Origin of the sequence: Streptosporangium sandarakinum (assembly GCF_050942225.1) — a bacterium.
Lineage (GTDB): Bacteria > Actinomycetota > Actinomycetes > Streptosporangiales > Streptosporangiaceae > Streptosporangium > Streptosporangium nondiastaticum.
Genome location: NZ_CP192034.1, coordinates 4,793,934 through 4,812,842 on the forward strand (window position 1 = coordinate 4,793,934; position 18,909 = coordinate 4,812,842).

The window sequence follows — 18,909 nt, forward strand, 5'->3', positions numbered from 1 at the left end:
GTTCCCGGCGTGCCGGGGTTCCCTGAGGACCCGGCGCGCCGGCCTCCCGGGGTGGCGCGGCGGGCGCACCCGCCCGCGCCCGCCGGCTCGTGAGAACGCCCGGACCCCCGCGACGGGGATCCGGGCGTTCGGGCTTTCCCGATGGAGCCTCAGGAGGTGAGACCCGCCAGGCGGGCGATGGCCAGGCCCGCCCGGCGGGCGCTCCGCACCAGGGCGTGCTCGCTCCCGGCGGGCCCGTTGGCCACCACGGCGTAGCCGATCCGACGCTCCGGGCCGATCATGACGCCCACGTCGGCGCGCACGCCGGTGTCGGTGCCGGTCTTGTTGGCCACCCAGACCATCCCGCGCGGGGGCGCGGCGGGGATCACGCGGTCCTCGGGCTCGTGCGGCAGCAGGGCGGGCACCAGGCTCCGGTCGGTGTTGTGCGCCATCCAGCGCAGCATGGTCCGGCTCCACTCCTCCGCGCCGTCGAGCCGGGCGGCGAACCGGGCCAGCTCGCCGGCCGTGCCGAGGGCGAAGGCCGGCGGGTGCGACGGCAGCCGGGGCTCGCGGATCCGGTCCAGGACGCGGGTGCGCGTGAAGCCCAGCCCGGCGGCGACCTCGGCGACCCGGTCCAGGCCGATCCGGCGCAGCAGCGCGTTGGTGGCGGTGTTGTCGCTCACCGAGGCGACCAGCACCGCGAGATCCCCGACCGGCCAGCGGTCGCCGGACAGCGCGCCCATCAGGCCGGAGCCGCCGCAGCGGTCATCGGGGCGGATCTCCACGGTCTCGGCCTCCTCCAGCGCGCCGGCGGCGATGTCCCGGGCCGCGGCGGCCAGCAGCAGCAGCTTGCCGGTGCTGGCCAGGACCAGCTCGGCGTCCTCGTGGCGGGAGATCATGCCGGGCACGGACACCGCGACCGTGCCGGGACCGTCAAGGCCGTCCAGGTCGCCCGTGACATCCAGACCGTCCAGGCCGCCCGTGTCGTCCAGGCCGTCCGGAGTGTCCGGTCCCGCCGGGCCCTCCCGGTTCGCCGGGCCGTCCGGCGTGCCGTACTCGGTCATCGTCCCGTCCCCTCCGTCGTCCGCCGTACGGTGCCCGTACCGCCGTGACCGGTTCTCATACCGCAAGCACCGCCCCGGGCCGGACGCCGGTCCCGGCGCCGTCGCGGACCACCGTCTCACCGGCGACGAGCACCGAGTGGACGCCCGCCGGCGGCAGCAGCGGGTCGGCGAAGGTGGCGCCGTCGGCGACCGTGCCGGGGTCGAAGACGACCAGGTCGGCGTGGGCGCCGTCGGCGATCACGCCGCGCCCGGCCAGCCCGAACCGCTCCGCCGCCATGCCGGTCATCTTGTGCACCGCCGTGGGCAGGTCGAGCAGGCCCAGCTCCCGGACGTAGCGGCCCAGCACCCGCGGGAACGTCCCCGCCCAGCGCGGGTGGGGCCGGCCGCCCGGCTTGGGCACCCCGTCGGAGCCGATCATCGAGTACGGCGCCGCCAGCACCCGCCGCACGTCGTCCTCGATCATCGAGTGGCTGATGATGGTGACCTCGCCCTGCTCTGCCACGAGCAGGTCGGCGGCCATGTCGAGGGGGTCCTGTCCGCGGGCGGCGGCCAGCTCGGCGATCGTGTGCCCCTCCGTCTCGGAGTGGCGGGGCGCGCAGGCGACCGAGATGCGGTCCCACCCGCCGTTGCCGACGGTGTTCTCCCAGCCGGGCACGCCCTCGGCGATGGCCCTGCGCATCAGGTCACGCTGGCCGGGGTCGGCCAGGCGCACCGTGAGCGCGGCGACCCCTCCCTCGGAGGCCCAGGGCGGGAGCATCGCGGCCAGCGCCGTGCTTCCCGCAGTATAGGGATAGACGTCGCAGGTGACGTCCATCCCTCCGGCGCGCAGCGCGGCGATCCTGGGCAGGGTCCGCTCGGTCCGCCCCCAGGCGTACTTCCCGGCGGTCTTGTGGTGGGAGACGTGCAGTGCCGCGCCGCTGCCGCGGGCGATCTCCACGGCCTCCTCCAGCGCCTCCTCCACCCGGGACATCTCGTCGCGCAGGTGGGTGACGTACGGCTTGCCGTGCCGGGCGGCGACGGCCGCGAGCGCGGTCACCTCGCCGGTGCCGGCGTAGGTGCCGGGGGTGTAGATGAGGCCGGTGGACAGGCCGGCGGCGCCCGTCGTCAGCGCCCGGTCCAGCAGCGCGCACATGGTCTCCAGCTCGGCGGCGGTGGCGGGCCGGTCCACCGGTCCCATCACCCCCGAGCGCAGCGTGCCGTGGCCGACCAGCGAGGCCAGGTGGTTGGCGCGGGGAACGGCGGCGTGCGCGGCGGCGAACTCGGTGAAGCCCTCGTACATCCCGACGTCGCCGCCGAAGGAGACGCGGGTCTCGGCGCGCATCGCGGCCAGCCGTTCCGGCAGCGCGGGAAAGAGGCTGGAGCCGCAGTTGCCGCAGATCTCGACGGTGACGCCCTGCAGCACGGAGGCGCCGGCCAGGTCGCGGCCCGTCTCGCCGCCGATCAGGGTGACGCCGTCGGAGTGGGTGTGCACGTCGATGAACCCGGGCGCGACGGCCAGTCCGGTGACGTCGCGCACCTCCCGGGCCCCGGCGCGGGAGCCGGGCGGCAGGAGGGTGAGGCGGCCGGCGTGGACGCCGACGTCGGCGTGCCGGGCCGCGCCGGGACCGGCGGTGCCGTCGATCACCAGGCCGCCGGTCAGCAGCAGGTCGAGGTCGCTCAAAGCACCTGCCCCAGGAAGGCGCGGAAGCGCTCGTGGCGGGGGGCGGCGAGCACCTCGCGGGGGTTGCCGCGCTCGACGACCACTCCCCCGTCGATGAAGATCAGGTCGTCGCCGACCTCGCGGGCGAAGCCCATCTCGTGGGTCACCACCATCATGGTCATGCCGCTGGCGGCCAGGTCGCGCATGACGGCGAGGACCTCCTGGACCAGCTCGGGGTCGAGGGCGCTGGTCGGCTCGTCGAAGAGCATCAGCTTGGGGTCCATGGCCAGGCTGCGGGCGATCGCCACGCGCTGCTGCTGGCCGCCGGAGAGCTGGGCCGGGTAGTGGCCGGCGCGGTCGGCCAGGCCGACGCGTTCCAGCAGCTCCATCGCCCGGGTGCGGGCCTTGTCTTTGGGGACGCCCCTGACCACGACGGGGCCCTCCATGACGTTCTCCAGCGCGGTGCGGTGCGGGAACAGGTGGAAGCGCTGGAAGACCATGCCGATGTCCTGCTTCTGGCGGGACAGGGCGGCGGGGCTGAGGTGGTGCAGCCGGCCGTCGCGCTCGGCGTAGCCGATGAGGTCGCCGTCGACCCAGATGCGGCCGGAGTCGATGGTCTCCAGGCGGTTGACGCAGCGCAGCAGCGTCGACTTGCCGGACCCGGAGGGGCCGACGACGCAGACCACGCCGCCCACGGGCACGTCCAGGCTGATGCCCTTGAGCACCTCGACCGCGCCGAAGCACTTGCGCACCGAGCTGATCCGCACCATGGGCCGAGTGCCGGTTCCGGTCGTCACGCGTTCCCCCTGCCGAACGGCCGCAGGTTGCGGCGGATCCTGGTCGGCAGCGCGTGGTGACCGCGCTCGAAGCGCTTCTCGAGGAAGTGCTGGCCGACGCTCGCGATGGTGGTGAGCACCATGTACCAGATGGAGGCCACGATCAGCATCGCGATGACCTCGAAGTTGCCCAGGTAGATGCGCTGGGAGACGGTGAGCAGCTCGGCTCCGGCGATGACCGAGACCATCGAGGTGGTCTTGAGCATCGAGATGAACTGGTTGCCGGTGGGCGGGACGATCACCCGCATCGCCTGGGGCAGCACGACCCGGCGCAGCACCTGCCGGTGCGACATGCCGAGCGACTCGGCCGCCTCGCGCTGGCCGGGGTCCACCGAGCGGATGCCCGCCCGGACGATCTCGGCCATGTAGGCGCCCTCGTTGATGCCGAGGCCGAGCAGGGCCGCGGTGAAGGGCGTGATCAGCTCGTTGGCCTGCCACTCGAACAGCTTGGGGCCGTCGAAGGGGACGCCGATGCCGAAGGTGGGGAAGACCAGGCCGATGTTGAACCAGAAGATGAGCTGGACCAGCAGCGGGGTGCCGCGGAAGAACCAGGTGTACAGGGTCGAGGCGCCCCGCAGGACGGCGCTGCCGGACAGCTGCATCACCGCGGCGAGGACGCCCAGGGCCAGGCCGATGGCCATCGACAGCACGGTGAGCTGGATGGTGACCCACAGGCCGCCCAGGACCCGGCCGTCACCGAGGTAGGCGACGATGACGTCCCAGTGCAGGTTCTCGTTGACGATGATCGTGTAGGCGAGCCAGACCAGGAAGAACCCGGCGACGAGTGCCGCGATCCACCGGCCGGGCCGGGGCGGGCGGATCGCGTCGATGGGCAGGTCCGGCTCCTGGGCGGCGGCGGAGGTCCCGGGTTCTCCGGGGATCTTGGTCACTTCCACGGCTTGGTGTTCACCATGACCTCGGGGACGGCGTTGGCGGCCACGCCGTACTTCTCCAGGATCTGCCGGTAGCCGCCGTCGGCGATCAGCTCCTGCATTGCCTTGGCCACGGCGTCGCGCAGGCCGGCGTTGCGCCGGTCGATCGCGATGCCCCAGGGGCCGGCGTCGTACTGCTCGGACAGCACGTCGTACTTGCCGGTCTCCTTGGCGTACATCGCCGCGACGGGAGAGTCGACGATGGTGGCGACGGCCCGGCCGGAGTCGATGCTCAGCAGGCCGGTGGGGGCGTCCTCGCTCTGGATGATCTTCATCTTGTCGGCGCACTTGGCGTCCTGGCGCTGGCCGATGGCGAGGTTGGAGCTGCCCTTGGCCAGCACGACGGACCGGCCGCACAGGTCCTCAAGGGTCTTGATGCCCTCGGGGTTGCCCTTCTTGACCATGATGGCGCCGCCGGCGTTGAAGTAGTCGACGAAGTCGACGGCCGCGCGGCGCTCCTCGGTGTCGCTCATCGAGGACATGGCGATGTCCCAGTTGCTCGCCTGCAGGCCGGGGACGAGGCCGTCGAAGGCGGCGTTGGTCACCTTGGCCTTGAGCCCGAGCTTGGCGGCGATGGCGGCGGCCAGGTCGGGGTCGACGCCGATGAGCTCCTGGGTGCCCTCCTTGTACATCTCCATGGGCGGGTAGCCCTCCGAGGTCGCCATCCGGAGCTCGCCGGTCTTGCGCACCGACTCGGGCACCAGGTCCTTGGCGGACTTGCCGGCCGCCGCGGCGGCGCCGCTCGTGTCGCTCCCCGACGACGAGCGCCCGCAGCCGCCGGCGAGTGCCGAGACGACCAGCGCGGCAGCAACGACTGAATACAGGCGCTTTGTCACGGAACCTCCTGCTTTGCGAATAGTGCAGCTCATCGTGCCGACGGTGGATAACGACCCGAACACACCTGAATGCTTGCGAGTCTGAGCCCCGAAATATTCGATGCTCGGCCCGCGCGGCGACCGCCCGGCCCTACCGTCGTCACCCATGAGCCTGGTGATCGAGAACGGCTGGCCGCGCACCGCGGAGTGGACCGGCGGGGAGCTGCGCCTCGGCGGGATCGGCGTGCGCGACCTGGCCGCCGAGTTCGGCACGCCCGCCTACGTCCTCGACGAGGAGGAGTTCCTCGCCCGCTGCGCGCTGTGGCGCGACGCCCTCCCCGACGGGGAGGTGCACTACGGCGGCAAGGCGTTCCTCTGCCCGCAGGTGGTGCGCTGGCTGGACGGCGCCGGGCTCTGCCTCGACGTGTGCACCGGCGGCGAGCTGGCCGTCGCCATGGCCGGGGGCATGGACCCGGCGCGGGTGGTCTTCCACGGCAACAACAAGTCCGTCGCCGAGCTGCGCCGCGCCGTCGCCTGGGGCGTCGGCTGCGTGGTCGTGGACTCCTTCACCGAGATCGAGCGGCTCGCCGCCCTGGCCGCCGAGGCCGGGACGCGCCAGCGCGTGATGATCCGGGTCACCCCGGGCGTCACGGCCCACACCCACGAGTTCATCGCCACCGGCGGCGACGACTCGAAGTTCGGCTTCTCACTGAACGCCGGCCTGGCCGCCGAGGCGGTCCGCCGCGTCCTGGCGGAGGACTCGCTGGAGCTGGCCGGCCTGCACTCCCACATCGGCTCGCAGATCACCGACCTCGGCGGCTTCGCCCTGGCCGCCGGCCGGATGGCCGCCTTCCTCACCGCCTGCGAGGACGAGCACGGCGTGACCATCCCCAAGCTGGACCTGGGCGGCGGCCTGGGCATCGTGCACCGGCCGGGCGACCCGGTGCCGCCGAGCCCCGCCGAGGTGGTCGCCGCGCTGCGCGCGGCCGTGCCCTCCCGGGTACGGCTCGCCGTCGAGCCCGGCCGCTCCATCGCCGGGCCCACCGCCGTCGCCCTCTACGAGGTCGGCACCGTCAAGGACATCCCCGGCGTGCGGACCTATGTCAGCGTGGACGGCGGGATGAGCGACAACCCGCGCCCGGCGATGTACGGCGCCGCCTACACCGCGGTCCTGGCCTCCCGCGCCTCGGACGCCCCGGAGCGGCCGATCACCGTGGTCGGCAGGCACTGCGAGAGCGGCGACGTGCTCGTCCGCGACCTGCCGCTGCCGGCCGACGTGCGGCCGGGCGACCTGCTGGCGATCCCCGCCTCGGGCGCCTACCAGCGGTCGATGGCCAGCAACTACAACCACGTGACCAGGCCGCCGGTGGTCGCGGTGCGCGACGGGGCGGCGCGGGTGATCGTGCGCCGTGAGACCGAGGAGGACCTGCTCCGCCTCTACGTCTGACCTGGGGCGCGGGCCGGGGTCCGGCGCGTGCGGGCATGCGACGGCGAGGCGCGGCCGGTCATCGTTCTTCTCCCCCGTCTCCTGCCGGTGATTCCCGGCATAGCGGGATCTTGTGGTGTTTCTCCGGCGCTGTCAAGGGTTGACAGCGCCGCGGTCTCGAACGGCATACTCCGGATTCGCACTACTTCAACATAGGACAGGTGTGTCCGGCCATCGGTGGGCCCCGCGTGGTACCGCTGCGTCCGATCGACCGGATGGCACGGACGACCACACCTGACGGCACGGAGTTCACATGAGCAACCCGTTCGAAGAAGAAAACGGCCGCTACCTCGTTCTGGTGAACGGCGAGGGACAGCACTCCCTCTGGCCGGTTTCCATCGACGTCCCGGGCGGCTGGGAGGTCGCGCACGGTGAGGACAGCCGGCAGGGCTGCCTCGACTTCATCAACGCGCACTGGACCGATATGCGGCCGCGCAGCCTTTCCGGGTCCTGAGTCGGCGGAACCCGCACGTCCGCCCGGCACATCGCCGGTCTTCCTGCTTTTCGCGGCTTTTCCGGAGCGCGGAACCACGGTCCGCGCTCCCGGCCCGCGCCTCCCGGGCCACGAGATTCCCTCCTCCCCGCAGGTCCACCGCCATGCTCCAAAATGGAGGTTTCGTGAAATACCCCTCTTTATCGGCCAATCTTGCTGAAATCTTCGAGGCGCGGGTGGCGGCCGACCCGCACGCCGAGGCGGTGGTCTGCGGCGAGGTCCGGCTGAGCGCGGCCGAGCTCAACGGCCGGGCCAACGCCCTGGCCCGCCGCCTGCTCACCGCCGGCGTCGGACCCGAGACCCCCGTACTGGCCCTGCTGCAACGCTCCGCCGACGTCGTCGTCACCATGCTCGCCGTCGTCAAGGCCGGCGGCGCCTACGTCCCCCTGCACCCCGCCCTGCCCGTGACCCGGATGCGCTGGATCGCCGAACAGACCGGCGCACCCGTCCTCGTCACCGACACCGCCAACGCCGGACACGACCTGGCCGCACACCTCACCCCCCTGATCGTCGGCACCGACACCGACCCCGACAACCTCGACCTCGACATCGCCGCCGACCGGCTGGTGTACGCGATGTTCACCTCCGGATCCACCGGCACCCCCAAGGGCGTCGCCGTCACCCACCGCAACATCCGCTCCTTCGCCACCGACCGGCTGTGGGAGAGCCCCGCCCAGCGACGGGTGCTGTTCCACACCGCCTCCTCCTTCGACGTGTCCATGTACGAACTGTGGGTGCCCCTGCTGGGCGGCGGCACCATCGTCGTGGCACCCCCCGGCGTCGTCGACGCCGCCACCCTCACCTGGGCCCTGGACCGGGAGGGGGTCAGCGCCGTCTTCCTGACCACCGGCCTGTTCAACGTCCTGGCGCAGGACCACCCCGGCCTGCTGGCCCGCGTCCCGGAACTGTGGATCGCCGGTGAGGCCGCCTCCCCGGCCACCGTGGAGCGGGTGGTCCTCGCCGGGGGCAACGTCTTCAACGGCTACGGCCCCACCGAGACCACGATCTACGTCACCGCGCACCACGTCACCGAGCCCGGTCCCGTCGTGCCGATCGGCCGGCCCCTGGACGACACCCGCGCCTACGTCCTGGACGACCACCTTCAGCCCGTCCCGCCCGGCGTCCCCGGCGAGCTCTACATCGCGGGCGAGCATCTGGCGCGCGGCTACCTGGGCCGGCCGGATCTGACCGCCGAACGCTTCGTCGCCTGCCCCGAGGAGCCCGGCGAGCGGATGTACCGCACCGGCGACCTCGTCCGCCGGCTGCCCGACGGAACCCTCGACTACGTCGGCCGGGTGGACAACCAGGTCAAGATCCGCGGTATCCGGATGGAGCTGGGCGAGATCGAGGTGGTCCTGGACCGCCATCCGGACGTGGCCCAGACCGTCGTCCTGGCCCGGGAGGACCGTCCCGGCGACAAGCGGCTGGTCGCCTACCTCGTCCCGCGCGCCGCGGACACGGGAACGGACGCCGGCGTCGGCGCCGATGCGGACGCGGAGGGGTTCACCGGCCGGGTGCGGCGTTTCGCCGAGGACAACCTGCCCGCCTACATGGTCCCCTCGGCCTTCGTGGTCATGGACGCCCTGCCGCTCAACCACAGCGGCAAGGTCGACCGCCGCGCCCTGCCCGCCCCGGAGACCACGGCCTCCGGCACGGCCCCTCGCACCCCCGTCGAGGAACGGCTCTGCGCGCTGTTCGCCGAACTGCTGGCCGTACCCGGCGTCGGCATCGACGACGACTTCTTCGCCCTCGGCGGCCACTCCCTGCTCGCCATGCGCGCCGTCACCGCCATCCGCTCCGCCTTCTCCACCGAGCTCCAGATCCGCGAGATCTTCGAGGCGCCGACCGTCGCGGATCTGGCCGTACGGATCGAGAAGGCGAAGACCGACGGCGCGGTCCGCGCCCGGCCGGCGCTGGTCCGCGCCGAGGACGGTGACCGCTCGGAGCTGTCGTTCGCCCAGTACCGGGTCTGGCTCGTCGACCAGCTCGCCGAGAACGCGAGCCTCTACACGATCCCGCTGGTGCTGCGGCTGTCGGGCCGGCTGGACCGGGAGGCGCTGCGCGCCGCGGTCGCCGACGTGGCCCGACGGCACGAGACGCTGCGCACCGTCTTTCCCGCCCGGGAGGACCGGCCGACGCAGCGGGTGCTGGAGAGCATTCCGGACCTGACGGTGACCGAGGTCGCCGAGGCGGAGCTGGACGCCGCGATCCGGCGGACGGTGCTGCGGCCGTTCGACCTGGCGTCGGAGCCGCCGATGCGGGCGGAGCTGTTCGCGCCGACGTACGCGGGGGACGCGCGGGCCGTACGGTCACCGGGGACCGCCACACAGCCGGCCGGAACGGCGGAGCCCGGCGACGGCGGTGAGCACGTCCTGGTGCTGGCCTTCCACCACATCGCGATCGACGGGTGGTCCCTCGGTCCGCTGGAGCGCGACCTGGCCACGGCCTACGCCGCCCGGGTGCGCGGCCAGGAACCCGGCTGGGAACCACTGCCGGTCCGCTACAGCGACTACACGCGCTGGCAGCGCGAACTGCTCGGCGACCCCGCCGACCCCGGCAGCCTGATGGGCGAGCAGACCGCCCACTGGCGCGCCACGCTGGCCGGGATGCCCGACGAGATCGCGCTGCCCGCCGACCGGCCCCGGCCCGCGACGAGCGAGCACCGGGGCGAGGCGGTGTCCCTGAGCCTGTCACCCGAGTTGCACGCCCGGCTGCTGGCGGTGGCCCGGGGCGGGCAGGCGACGCTGTTCATGACGTTGCAGGCCGGGCTGGCGGCGCTGCTGACCCGGCTGGGCGCCGGCGCCGACGTGCCGATCGGCGCCCCCGTGGCCGGCCGCACCGACGAAGCCCTGACCGACCTGGTCGGCTTCTTCACGAACACGCTGGTACTGCGCACCGACACCTCGGGCGACCCGACCTTCCGCGAGCTGCTGGCCCGGGTCCGCGAGACCGACCTGGCCGCCTTCGCCAACCAGGACGTGCCGTTCGAGCAGCTCGTGGAGGCGCTGAACCCGCCCAGGGTCTACAGCCGCCCGCCGCTGTTCCAGGTGATGCTGGCCCTGCTCAACACGCCCGGCGCGGGCGCCGAGCTGCCCGGGCTGACGATGGCGCTGGACCCGGCGTACTCGCTGTACGGGTTCGGCGGCGCCAAGTGCGACCTGCTGCTCGGTCTGACCGAGGACTTCACCGCCGACGGCACCCCGGCCGGGGTGGACGGTGTGCTGCAGTACGCCACCGACCTGTTCGATCAGGACACGGCCGAGACGATCGCGGCGCGGCTGGTGCGGCTGCTGGAGGCCGTCGCCGCCGACCCCGACGCCCCGATCGGCGCGGTGGACCTCCTCGACCCCGCCGAACGCCGCATGCTGCTCACGGAGTGGAACGACACCGCCGCCCCCACCCCGCAGGGCAACCTGGCCGAACTGTTCGAGGCTCGGGTGGCGGCCGACCCGCACGCCGAGGCGGTGGTCTGCGGCGAGGTCCGGCTGAGCGCCTCCGAGCTCAACGGCCGGGCCAACGCCCTGGCCCGCCGCCTGCTCGCCGCCGGCGTCGGACCCGAGACCCCCGTACTGGCCCTGCTGCAACGCTCCGCCGACGTCGTCGTCACCATGCTCGCCGTCGTCAAGGCCGGCGGCACCTACGTCCCCCTGCACCCCGCCCTGCCCGTGACCCGGATGCGCTGGATCGCCGAACAGACCGGCGCACCCGTCCTCGTCACCGACACCGCCAACGCCGGACACGACCTGGCCGCACACCTCACCCCCCTGATCGTCGGCACCGACACCGACCCCGACAACCTCGACCTCGACATCGCCGCCGACCGGCTGGTGTACGCGATGTTCACCTCCGGATCCACCGGCACCCCCAAGGGCGTCGCCGTCACCCACCGCAACATCCGCTCCTTCGCCACCGACCGCCTCTGGCACGGCCCCGCCCACCGGCGGGTCCTGTTCCACACCGCCTCCTCTTTCGACGTGTCCATGTACGAACTGTGGGTGCCCCTGCTGGGCGGCGGCACCATCGTCGTGGCACCCCCCGGCGTCATCGACGCCACCACCCTCACCTGGGCCCTCGACGAGGAACACGTCACCGCGATCTTCCTGTCCACCGGCCTGTTCAACGTCCTGGCCCCCGACCACCCCACCCTGCTCGCCCGCGTCCCCGAACTATGGATCGCCGGCGAAGCCGCCTCCCCCACCGCCGTCGCCCACGTCCTGGCCGCCGGCGCCACAACCGTCTACAACGGCTACGGCCCCACCGAGACCACCGTCTACGCCACCGCCCACCCCATCACCACCCCCGGCCCCGTCGTCCCGATCGGCCGCCCCCTGGACAACACCCGCGCCTACGTCCTGGACGACCACCTCAACCCCGCCCCACCCGGCGTCCCCGGCGAGCTCTACATCGCCGGCGAACACCTGGCCCGCGGCTACCTGCACCGCCCCGACCTCACCGCCGAACGCTTCATCGCCTGCCCCCACGGCCGACCCGGCGAACGGATGTACCGCACCGGCGACCTCGTCCGCCGACTGCCCGACGGAACCCTCGACTACCTCGGCCGCGTCGACGACCAAGTCAAGATCCGCGGCATCCGCATCGAACTCGGCGAGGTCGAGAACGTGCTGGGCCGCCATCCGGACGTGGCCCAGACCGTCGTCCTGGCCCGGGAGGACCAGCCCGGGGACAGGCGGCTGGCCGCCTACCTCGTCCCGCGCGCCACGGACGCGGGAACGGGGACGGATGCCGCCGCCGGGGCGGACGGGGCCTCGGGCGCCCACCCGGGCGTGGGCGCGGAGGAGTTCATCGGCCGGGTGCGGCGCTTCGCCGAGGACAACCTGCCCGCCTACATGGTCCCGGCCGCGTTCACGGTCATGGACGCCCTGCCGCTCAACCACAGCGGCAAGGTCGACCGCCGCGCCCTGCCCGCCCCCGCCCGGCAGGAGGCCGCCGCCGTCGCGTTCGTCCCGCCCCGCACCGACGCCGAACACCTCGTCGCCGACGTCTGGACCGACGTGCTCGGCAACACCCGCGTCGGCGTCCACGACGACTTCTTCGCCCTCGGCGGCAACTCCCTGCTCGCCATCAGGGTGCGGTCGCGCATCAGATCCGCGGTGGACCTGGAGATCCCGATCAACGTGATCTTCGCCAACCCCACCGTCGAGAAGCTGGCCGACGCCGTGGAGGCACTGCTGATCGCCGACATCGAGGCCGGAGGTCACTAGGACCTGTCTTGTGGATCCTCGTCACGGCGAGAATCCACGGAGCAGAACCCCGAGCCCGCCGCCCGGCCGCCGCGGCATGCCGATCCGGTATGCCGCGGCAGGCCGGGCGAGCCGTGCCGGATGCCCGAAGGACATCGGACGGCCGGAGGGGAGCGGTGTCCGGAGGAGACGGGGTGCCGGAAAAGCGTTCGGGCCCCTCACCCGCCGGTGAACCGGGGCGGGTGAGGGGCCCGAGGCGCCGAACGGCCGGTCAGACCGCGGAGTCCGGCACGCCGTACTCCGCGACGAGCACCGCGCGGGCCAGGGCGTAGTGGTTGATCGTGCCGCTGAAGACGGCGGCCGTCTGGTCGGGGGTGACCTCGATGCTCTCCACCCCGAGGGCGTGCACGGCGAAGACGTAGCGGTGGGCCGGGCCGGGAGGCGGGGCCGCTCCGCCGAAGTCGAAGGTGCCGTAGTCGTTGCGGCCGTGCAGGGCGCCCTTGGGCAGCCCCTCCATGTCACCGCTGCCCGCGCCGCGCGGCAGCTCGGTCACGTCGGCCGGGATGTCGGCCAGCACCCAGTGCCACCAGCCGCTGCCGGTGGGGGCGTCCGGGTCGAAGCAGGTGATCGCGTAGCTCTTCGTCCCGGCCGGCGCGCCGGACCAGCGCAGGTGCGGGGAGACGTTGCCGGCTTCGTAGACGTGCGCGTCGGGCAGGACCTCGCCGTGCACCAGGTCGTCGCTGACGACCGTGAAAGCCGGCACCTGCCGTAGATAGTCGTATGGCATGGGCGCGCGACCGGCCATCATTCCCCCGTCTTCGTTCCTGACTCCTGGCTGAGGGGATCCTGTTCACTTTCCCCCTCAGTGTCAAGGGTTGACATCACTTTTCCGCTCAGCGTCAAGAGTTGACATTACTGCACATGCATAGGAGATACTCCCCCTTCGGGGTGTTAGTGACTTAGACGGTGGGATCGGTCGCTTTCCGGTGATGTGCGGTAACCCTGCGTTCCGGTTGACAAAGACGTCCACGAGACCGTTTCCGAAAGCACGGAGTTTCCATGAGCAATCCGTTCGACGATGAGAGCGGCAGTTACCTCGTCCTGGTGAACGGCGAGGGACAGTACTCCCTCTGGCCGGCCTCCGCCGAAGTTCCCGGCGGATGGGACATCGCGCACGAAACGGACAGCCGACAGAGCTGCCTGGACTTCATCAACGCGAACTGGGCCGACATGCGGCCGCGTAGCCTGCAGACGTCCTAAAAAGGGCATTAAGGCCCTAAAAAGGGCATCAGTGTCCTGAAAGGGGCACCGATTTCCTTCTCTCCGGGCGACTACCGCCACGAGCCGTGTTCAGGACCGGATATTCCGCGCGGCTGAGCCGTGGCTGAACAGCGCCTGTGCCATCGGTTCGGCTTTTCGCCTCATCGTGCCCTGGGGCCCCTGTGTCCCCGTGCCCTGAACCTGGAGATTCCGTGAACCCGATTTCTTTGCGGCGGAGCCTTGCCGCGCTGTTCGAGGCGCGGGTGGCGGCGGCTCCGCACGCCGAGGCGGTGGTCTGCGGCGAGGTCCGCCTGACCGCGGCCGAGCTCAACGGCCGGGCCAACGCCCTGGCCCGCCGCCTGCTCACCGCCGGCGTCGGGCCGGAGTCACCGGTCGCGGTGCTCATGGAGCGCTCGGCCGACGTGGCGGTGGCGATGCTGGCCGTCGTCAAGGCCGGCGGCGCCTACGTCCCGCTGCACCCGGCCTATCCGGTCGCCCGCATGCGGGCGATCCTCGACCAGGCGGGCGCGCGGATCGTGCTGACCGACGCGGCGCACGCCGGCCACGAGCTGACCGAGCACGCCGCCTCCCTGACCGTGGGCGACGACACCGACCCGGAGAACCCGGGCCTGGACATCGCCGCCGACCGGCTGGCGTACGTGATGTTCACCTCCGGTTCCACCGGCGCCCCCAAGGGCGTCGGCGTCACCCACCGCAACATCCTCTCCTTCGCCGCCGACCACCGCTGGCGGGAGCACGACCGCGTGCTGTCGCACTCCTCGTTCGCCTTCGACGCCTCCACCTACGAGCTGTGGGTGCCGCTGCTGAACGGCGGCGTCGTGGTCATGGCGCCGCCCGGCGCCGCCGACGCCGGGACGGTGGCCCGGATGCTGGACGACGAGCGGATCACCGCGGCGTTCATGACGACCGGCCTGTTCAACGTGCTCGCCGAGGAGGCGCCGGAGCTGCTGGCCCGGATTCCCTCGCTGTGGACCGGCGGCGAGGCCGCCCACCCCGCCGCGATGGAGCGGATCGTCCTCGCCGACGGCATCGTGCACAACGCCTACGGCCCCACCGAGAACACGACGTTCTCGGTCTCCTACCCGGTGGAGAAACCCCCGTCGGGCGCCGTTCCCATCGGCCGCCCGCTGGACGCCGTCGGCGTCCACGTCCTGGACGGGAACCTGCGGCCCGCCGACGAGGGCGAGCTGTACCTCACCGGGGAGCAGCTGGCGCGCGGCTACCTGGGCCGGCCGGATCTGACCGCCGAACGCTTCGTCGCCTGTCCCCACGGAGAGCCGGGCACGCGGATGTACCGCACCGGTGACCTGGTGCGGCGTCTGCCCGACGGGGACCTCGAGTTCGTCGGGCGCGCCGACGGCCAGGTGAAGATCCGCGGCTTCCGCATCGAGCTGGGTGAGATCGAGGCGACTCTCGCGCGGCACCCCGAGGTGGCCCAGGTCGCCGTCCTGGCCCGGGAGGACCGTCCCGGCGACAGGCGGCTGGTCGCCTACCTCGTCCCGCGCGCCGCGGACGCCGGTCCGGGCGCGGACACCGGTGAGCTCGCCGACCGGGTACGGCGGGCGGCCGGGGAGACGCTGCCCGCCTACATGGTGCCGTCGGCGTTCGTCGTGCTGGCGGCGCTGCCGCTCAACCACAACGGCAAGGTCGACCGCCGCGCCCTGCCCGCCCCGGAGACCACGGCCTCCGGCACGGCCCCGCGCACCCCCGTCGAGGAACGGCTCTGCGCGCTGTTCGCCGAACTGCTGGCCGTACCCGGCGTCGGCATCGACGACGACTTCTTCGCCCTCGGCGGCCACTCCCTGCTCGCCATGCGCGCCGTCACCGCCATCCGCTCCGCCTTCTCCACCGAGCTCCAGATCCGCGAGATCTTCGAGGCGCCGACCGTCGCCGCGCTCGCCGCCCGGATCGAGCGGGCCGGCGGTGAGGGCGGCGGCCGGCCCAGGCCGGTCCTGGCCAGCGGCGGGGAGTCCGGACGCCCGGAGCCGTCGTTCGCCCAGTCGCGGCTGTGGATCTCCGACCGGCTCGCCGAGAGCGTGAGCCTCTACACGATCCCGCTGGTGCTGCGGCTGTCGGGCCGGCTGGACCGGGAGGCGCTGCGCGCCGCGGTCGCCGACGTGGCCCGGCGGCACGAGACGCTGCGCACCGTCTTCCCCGCCCGGGACGGCCGTCCCGAGCCCCGGGTGCTGGAGAGCCTGCCGGACCTGACCGTCACCGGGATCGTCGACGGGTCGGAGCTGGACGCCGCGATCCGGCGGACCGCGCTGCGGCCGTTCGACCTGGCGTCGGAGCCGCCGATGCGGGCGGAGCTGTTCGCGCTGCCGCCGGCCGGCGGGCGGGACGAGCACGTGCTGGCCCTGCTGTTCCACCACATCGCGATCGACGGGTGGTCCCTCGGCCCGCTGGAGCGCGACCTGGCCACGGCCTACGCCGCCCGGGTGCGCGGCCAGGAACCCGGCTGGGAACCACTGCCGGTCCGCTACAGCGACTACGCCCGCTGGCAGCGCGAACTGCTCGGCGACCCCGCCGACCCCGGCAGCCTGATGGGCGAGCAGACCGCCCACTGGCGCGCCACGCTGGCCGGGATGCCCGACGAGATCGCGCTGCCCGCCGACCGGCCCTGGCCGGCGGCGCCCGGGCACCTGGGCGAGTCGGTGTCCTTCACGCTTCCGGCCGGCCTGCGCCGGCGGCTGCTGGCGGTGGCCCAGGCCGATCAGGCGACGCTGTTCATGACGTTGCAGGCCGGGCTGGCGGCGCTGCTGACCCGGCTGGGCGCCGGCGCCGACGTGCCGATCGGCGCCCCCGTGGCCGGCCGCACCGACGAAGCCCTGACCGACCTGGTCGGCTTCTTCGCCAACACGCTGGTGCTGCGCACCGACACCTCGGGGAACCCGACCTTCCGCGAGCTGCTGGCCCGGGTCCGCGAGACCGACCTGGCCGCCTTCGCCAACCAGGACGTGCCGTTCGAGAACCTGGTCGAGGCGATCAACCCGCCGCGGGTGCCGGGCCGTACCCCGCTGTTCCAGGTGATGCTCGGCCTGGTGAACACCTCCCCCGCCGAGAGTGGGGGCGCGGGGCTGACGATGGCGCTGGATCCGGCGTACTCGCTGTACGGGTTCGGCGGCGCCAAGTGCGACCTGCTGTTCGGTTTCACCGACGGCGGCTCCGCCGACGGCGCCGCTGCCGGGGTGGAGGGTGTGCTGCAGTACGCCACCGACCTGTTCGACCGGGGCACGGCCGAGACGATCGCGGCGCGGCTGGTGCGGCTGCTGGAGGCCGTCGCCGCCGACCCCGACGTCCCGATCGGCGCGGTGGACCTCCTCGACCCCGCCGAACGCCGCATACTGCTCACGGAGTGGAACGACACCGCCGCCCCCACCCCGCAGGGCAACCTGGCCGAGCTGTTCGAGGCTCGGGTGGCGGCCGACCCGCACGCCGAGGCGGTGGTCTGCGGCGAGGCCCGGCTGAGCGCGGCCGAGCTCAACGGCCGGGCCAACGCCCTGGCCCGCCGCCTGCTCGCCGCCGGCGTCGGGCCGGAGTCACCGGTCGCGGTGCTCATGGAGCGCTCGGCCGACGTGGTGGTGGCGATGCTGGCCGTCACCAAGGCCGGCGGCGCCTACGTGCCGCTGCACCCGGGCCTGCCGGTGAGCCGGATGCGCTGGATCGCCGAGCGGACCGGCGCGCGGGTGGTGCTGACCGACGCCGTCTACGCCAAGCACGAGCTGGCCGAGCACGCCCGGGCCGTGGAGGGCGTCCAGGCGATGACGGCCACCGAGGAGAGCGACCCGGAGAACCTCGGTCTGGAGATCGCGGCGGACCGGCTGGTGTACGCGATGTTCACCTCCGGATCCACCGGCACCCCCAAGGGCGTCGCCGTCACCCACCGCAACATCCGCTCCTTCGCCACCGACCGCCTCTGGCACGGCCCCGCCCACCGGCGGGTCCTGTTCCACACCGCCTCCTCCTTCGACGTGTCCATGTACGAACTGTGGGTGCCCCTGCTGGGCGGCGGCACCATCGTCGTGGCACCCCCCGGCGTCATCGACGCCACCACCCTCACCTGGGCCCTCGACGAGGAACACGTCACCGCGATCTTCCTGTCCACCGGCCTGTTCAACGTCCTGGCCCCCGACCACCCCACCCTGCTCGCCCGCGTCCCCGAACTATGGATCGCCGGCGAAGCCGCCTCCCCCACCGCCGTCGCCCACGTCCTGGCCGCCGGCGCCACAACCGTCTACAACGGCTACGGCCCCACCGAGACCACCGTCTACGCCACCGCCCACCCCATCACCACCCCCGGCCCCGTCGTCCCGATCGGCCGCCCCCTGGACAACACCCGCGCCTACGTCCTGGACGACCACCTCAACCCCGCCCCACCCGGCGTCCCCGGCGAGCTCTACATCGCCGGCGAACACCTGGCCCGCGGCTACCTGCACCGCCCCGACCTCACCGCCGAACGCTTCGTCGCCTGCCCCCACGGCCGACCCGGCGAACGGATGTACCGCACCGGCGACCTCGTCCGCCGGCTGCCCGACGGAACCCTCGACTACCTCGGCCGCGTCGACGACCAGGTCAAGATCCGCGGCATCCGCATCGAACTCGGGGAGATCAACGCCGTGCTGGGCCGGCATCCCGAGCTCAGGCAGGCGGTGACCGTGGTGCGCGAGGACCAGCCCGGCGACAGGCGGCTGGCCGCCTACCTCGTCCCGCGCGTCGCGGACGCCGGCCGCGAGGGCGAGCTCGCCGACCTGGTGCGGCGCTTCGCCGAGGACAACCTGCCCGCCTACATGGTCCCGGCCGCGTTCACGGTCATGGACGCCCTGCCGCTCAACCACAGCGGCAAGGTCGACCGCCGCGCCCTGCCCGCCCCCGTCTGGCAGGAGACCGCCGCCGTCGCGTTCGTCCCGCCCCGCACCGACGCCGAACACCTCGTCGCCGACGTCTGGACCGACGTGCTCGGCAACGCCCGCGTCGGCGTCCACGACGACTTCTTCGCCCTCGGCGGCAACTCCCTGCTCGCCATCAGGGTGGCCGCCAGGATTCGGGCCGCCGTGGACCTGGAGATCCCGATCAACGTGATCTTCGCCAACACCACCGTCGAGAAGCTGGCCGACGCCGTGGAGGCACTGCTGATCGCCGACATCGAAGGACAGGGCGCCTGAGCGCCGCTGTCCCGCAAGGAA

11 protein-coding genes are annotated in these 18,909 nt (G+C 72.9%); 5 read left to right on the forward strand and 6 right to left on the reverse strand.

Annotated features, from left to right (window positions below):
* Positions 1–149: 149 nt before the first annotated feature.
* From ACQP10_RS22625 to ACQP10_RS22645, 5 genes are read right to left on the reverse strand one after another with little or no spacing between them, the layout of a single operon-like run.
* Positions 150–1,043, reverse strand: coding sequence for a serine hydrolase (locus ACQP10_RS22625; protein ID WP_346022354.1), 894 nt, complete (start codon positions 1,041–1,043; stop codon positions 150–152).
* A 55-nt stretch (positions 1,044–1,098) separates the two neighbouring features.
* A complete protein-coding gene (locus tag ACQP10_RS22630; RefSeq protein WP_433539668.1) occupies positions 1,099–2,703 on the reverse strand; it encodes an N-acyl-D-amino-acid deacylase family protein in 1,605 nt (534 codons plus the stop codon).
* A complete protein-coding gene (locus tag ACQP10_RS22635; RefSeq protein WP_179828915.1) occupies positions 2,700–3,452 on the reverse strand; it encodes an amino acid ABC transporter ATP-binding protein in 753 nt (250 codons plus the stop codon). Before ACQP10_RS22635 ends, ACQP10_RS22630 begins: the two co-directional genes overlap by 4 nt.
* Before the next feature lie 23 nt (positions 3,453–3,475).
* Positions 3,476–4,414 (reverse strand): amino acid ABC transporter permease, encoded by a 939-nt coding sequence (locus tag ACQP10_RS22640; protein WP_346022356.1) that lies wholly within the window; start codon positions 4,412–4,414, stop codon positions 3,476–3,478.
* Positions 4,405–5,286 (reverse strand): ABC transporter substrate-binding protein, encoded by an 882-nt coding sequence (locus ACQP10_RS22645; RefSeq protein WP_346022357.1) that lies wholly within the window; start codon positions 5,284–5,286, stop codon positions 4,405–4,407. Before ACQP10_RS22645 ends, ACQP10_RS22640 begins: the two co-directional genes overlap by 10 nt.
* A gap of 145 nt (positions 5,287–5,431) precedes the next feature.
* On the opposite strand from ACQP10_RS22645, the gene lysA reads away from it, so the two are divergent.
* The 3 genes from lysA to ACQP10_RS22660 all read left to right on the forward strand — a co-directional run bounded on the left by lysA (position 5,432) and on the right by ACQP10_RS22660 (position 12,466).
* Positions 5,432–6,712 (forward strand): diaminopimelate decarboxylase, encoded by a 1,281-nt coding sequence (lysA, locus tag ACQP10_RS22650; RefSeq protein ID WP_433539669.1) that lies wholly within the window; start codon positions 5,432–5,434, stop codon positions 6,710–6,712.
* 292 nt (positions 6,713–7,004) lie between these two features.
* Positions 7,005–7,205 (forward strand): MbtH family protein, encoded by a 201-nt coding sequence (locus tag ACQP10_RS22655; RefSeq protein ID WP_189248796.1) that lies wholly within the window; start codon positions 7,005–7,007, stop codon positions 7,203–7,205.
* 164 nt (positions 7,206–7,369) lie between these two features.
* The gene (locus tag ACQP10_RS22660) at positions 7,370–12,466 is read left to right on the forward strand and encodes an amino acid adenylation domain-containing protein (protein ID WP_433539670.1); all 5,097 of its coding nucleotides are present in this window, start codon (positions 7,370–7,372) and stop codon (positions 12,464–12,466) included.
* 250 nt (positions 12,467–12,716) lie between these two features.
* Here ACQP10_RS22660 and ACQP10_RS22665 read toward each other — a convergent pair whose 3' ends face one another.
* A complete protein-coding gene (locus ACQP10_RS22665) occupies positions 12,717–13,253 on the reverse strand; it encodes a YbhB/YbcL family Raf kinase inhibitor-like protein (protein WP_433539671.1) in 537 nt (178 codons plus the stop codon).
* 251 nt (positions 13,254–13,504) lie between these two features.
* Here ACQP10_RS22665 and ACQP10_RS22670 point away from each other — a divergent pair, with 251 nt between their 5' ends.
* A complete protein-coding gene (locus tag ACQP10_RS22670) occupies positions 13,505–13,705 on the forward strand; it encodes an MbtH family protein (RefSeq protein ID WP_433539672.1) in 201 nt (66 codons plus the stop codon).
* A 212-nt stretch (positions 13,706–13,917) separates the two neighbouring features.
* Complete coding sequence (locus tag ACQP10_RS22675) at positions 13,918–18,888, forward strand: amino acid adenylation domain-containing protein (RefSeq protein WP_433539673.1); 4,971 nt, start codon at positions 13,918–13,920, stop codon at positions 18,886–18,888.
* The last annotated feature ends 21 nt before the right edge of the window (positions 18,889–18,909 follow it).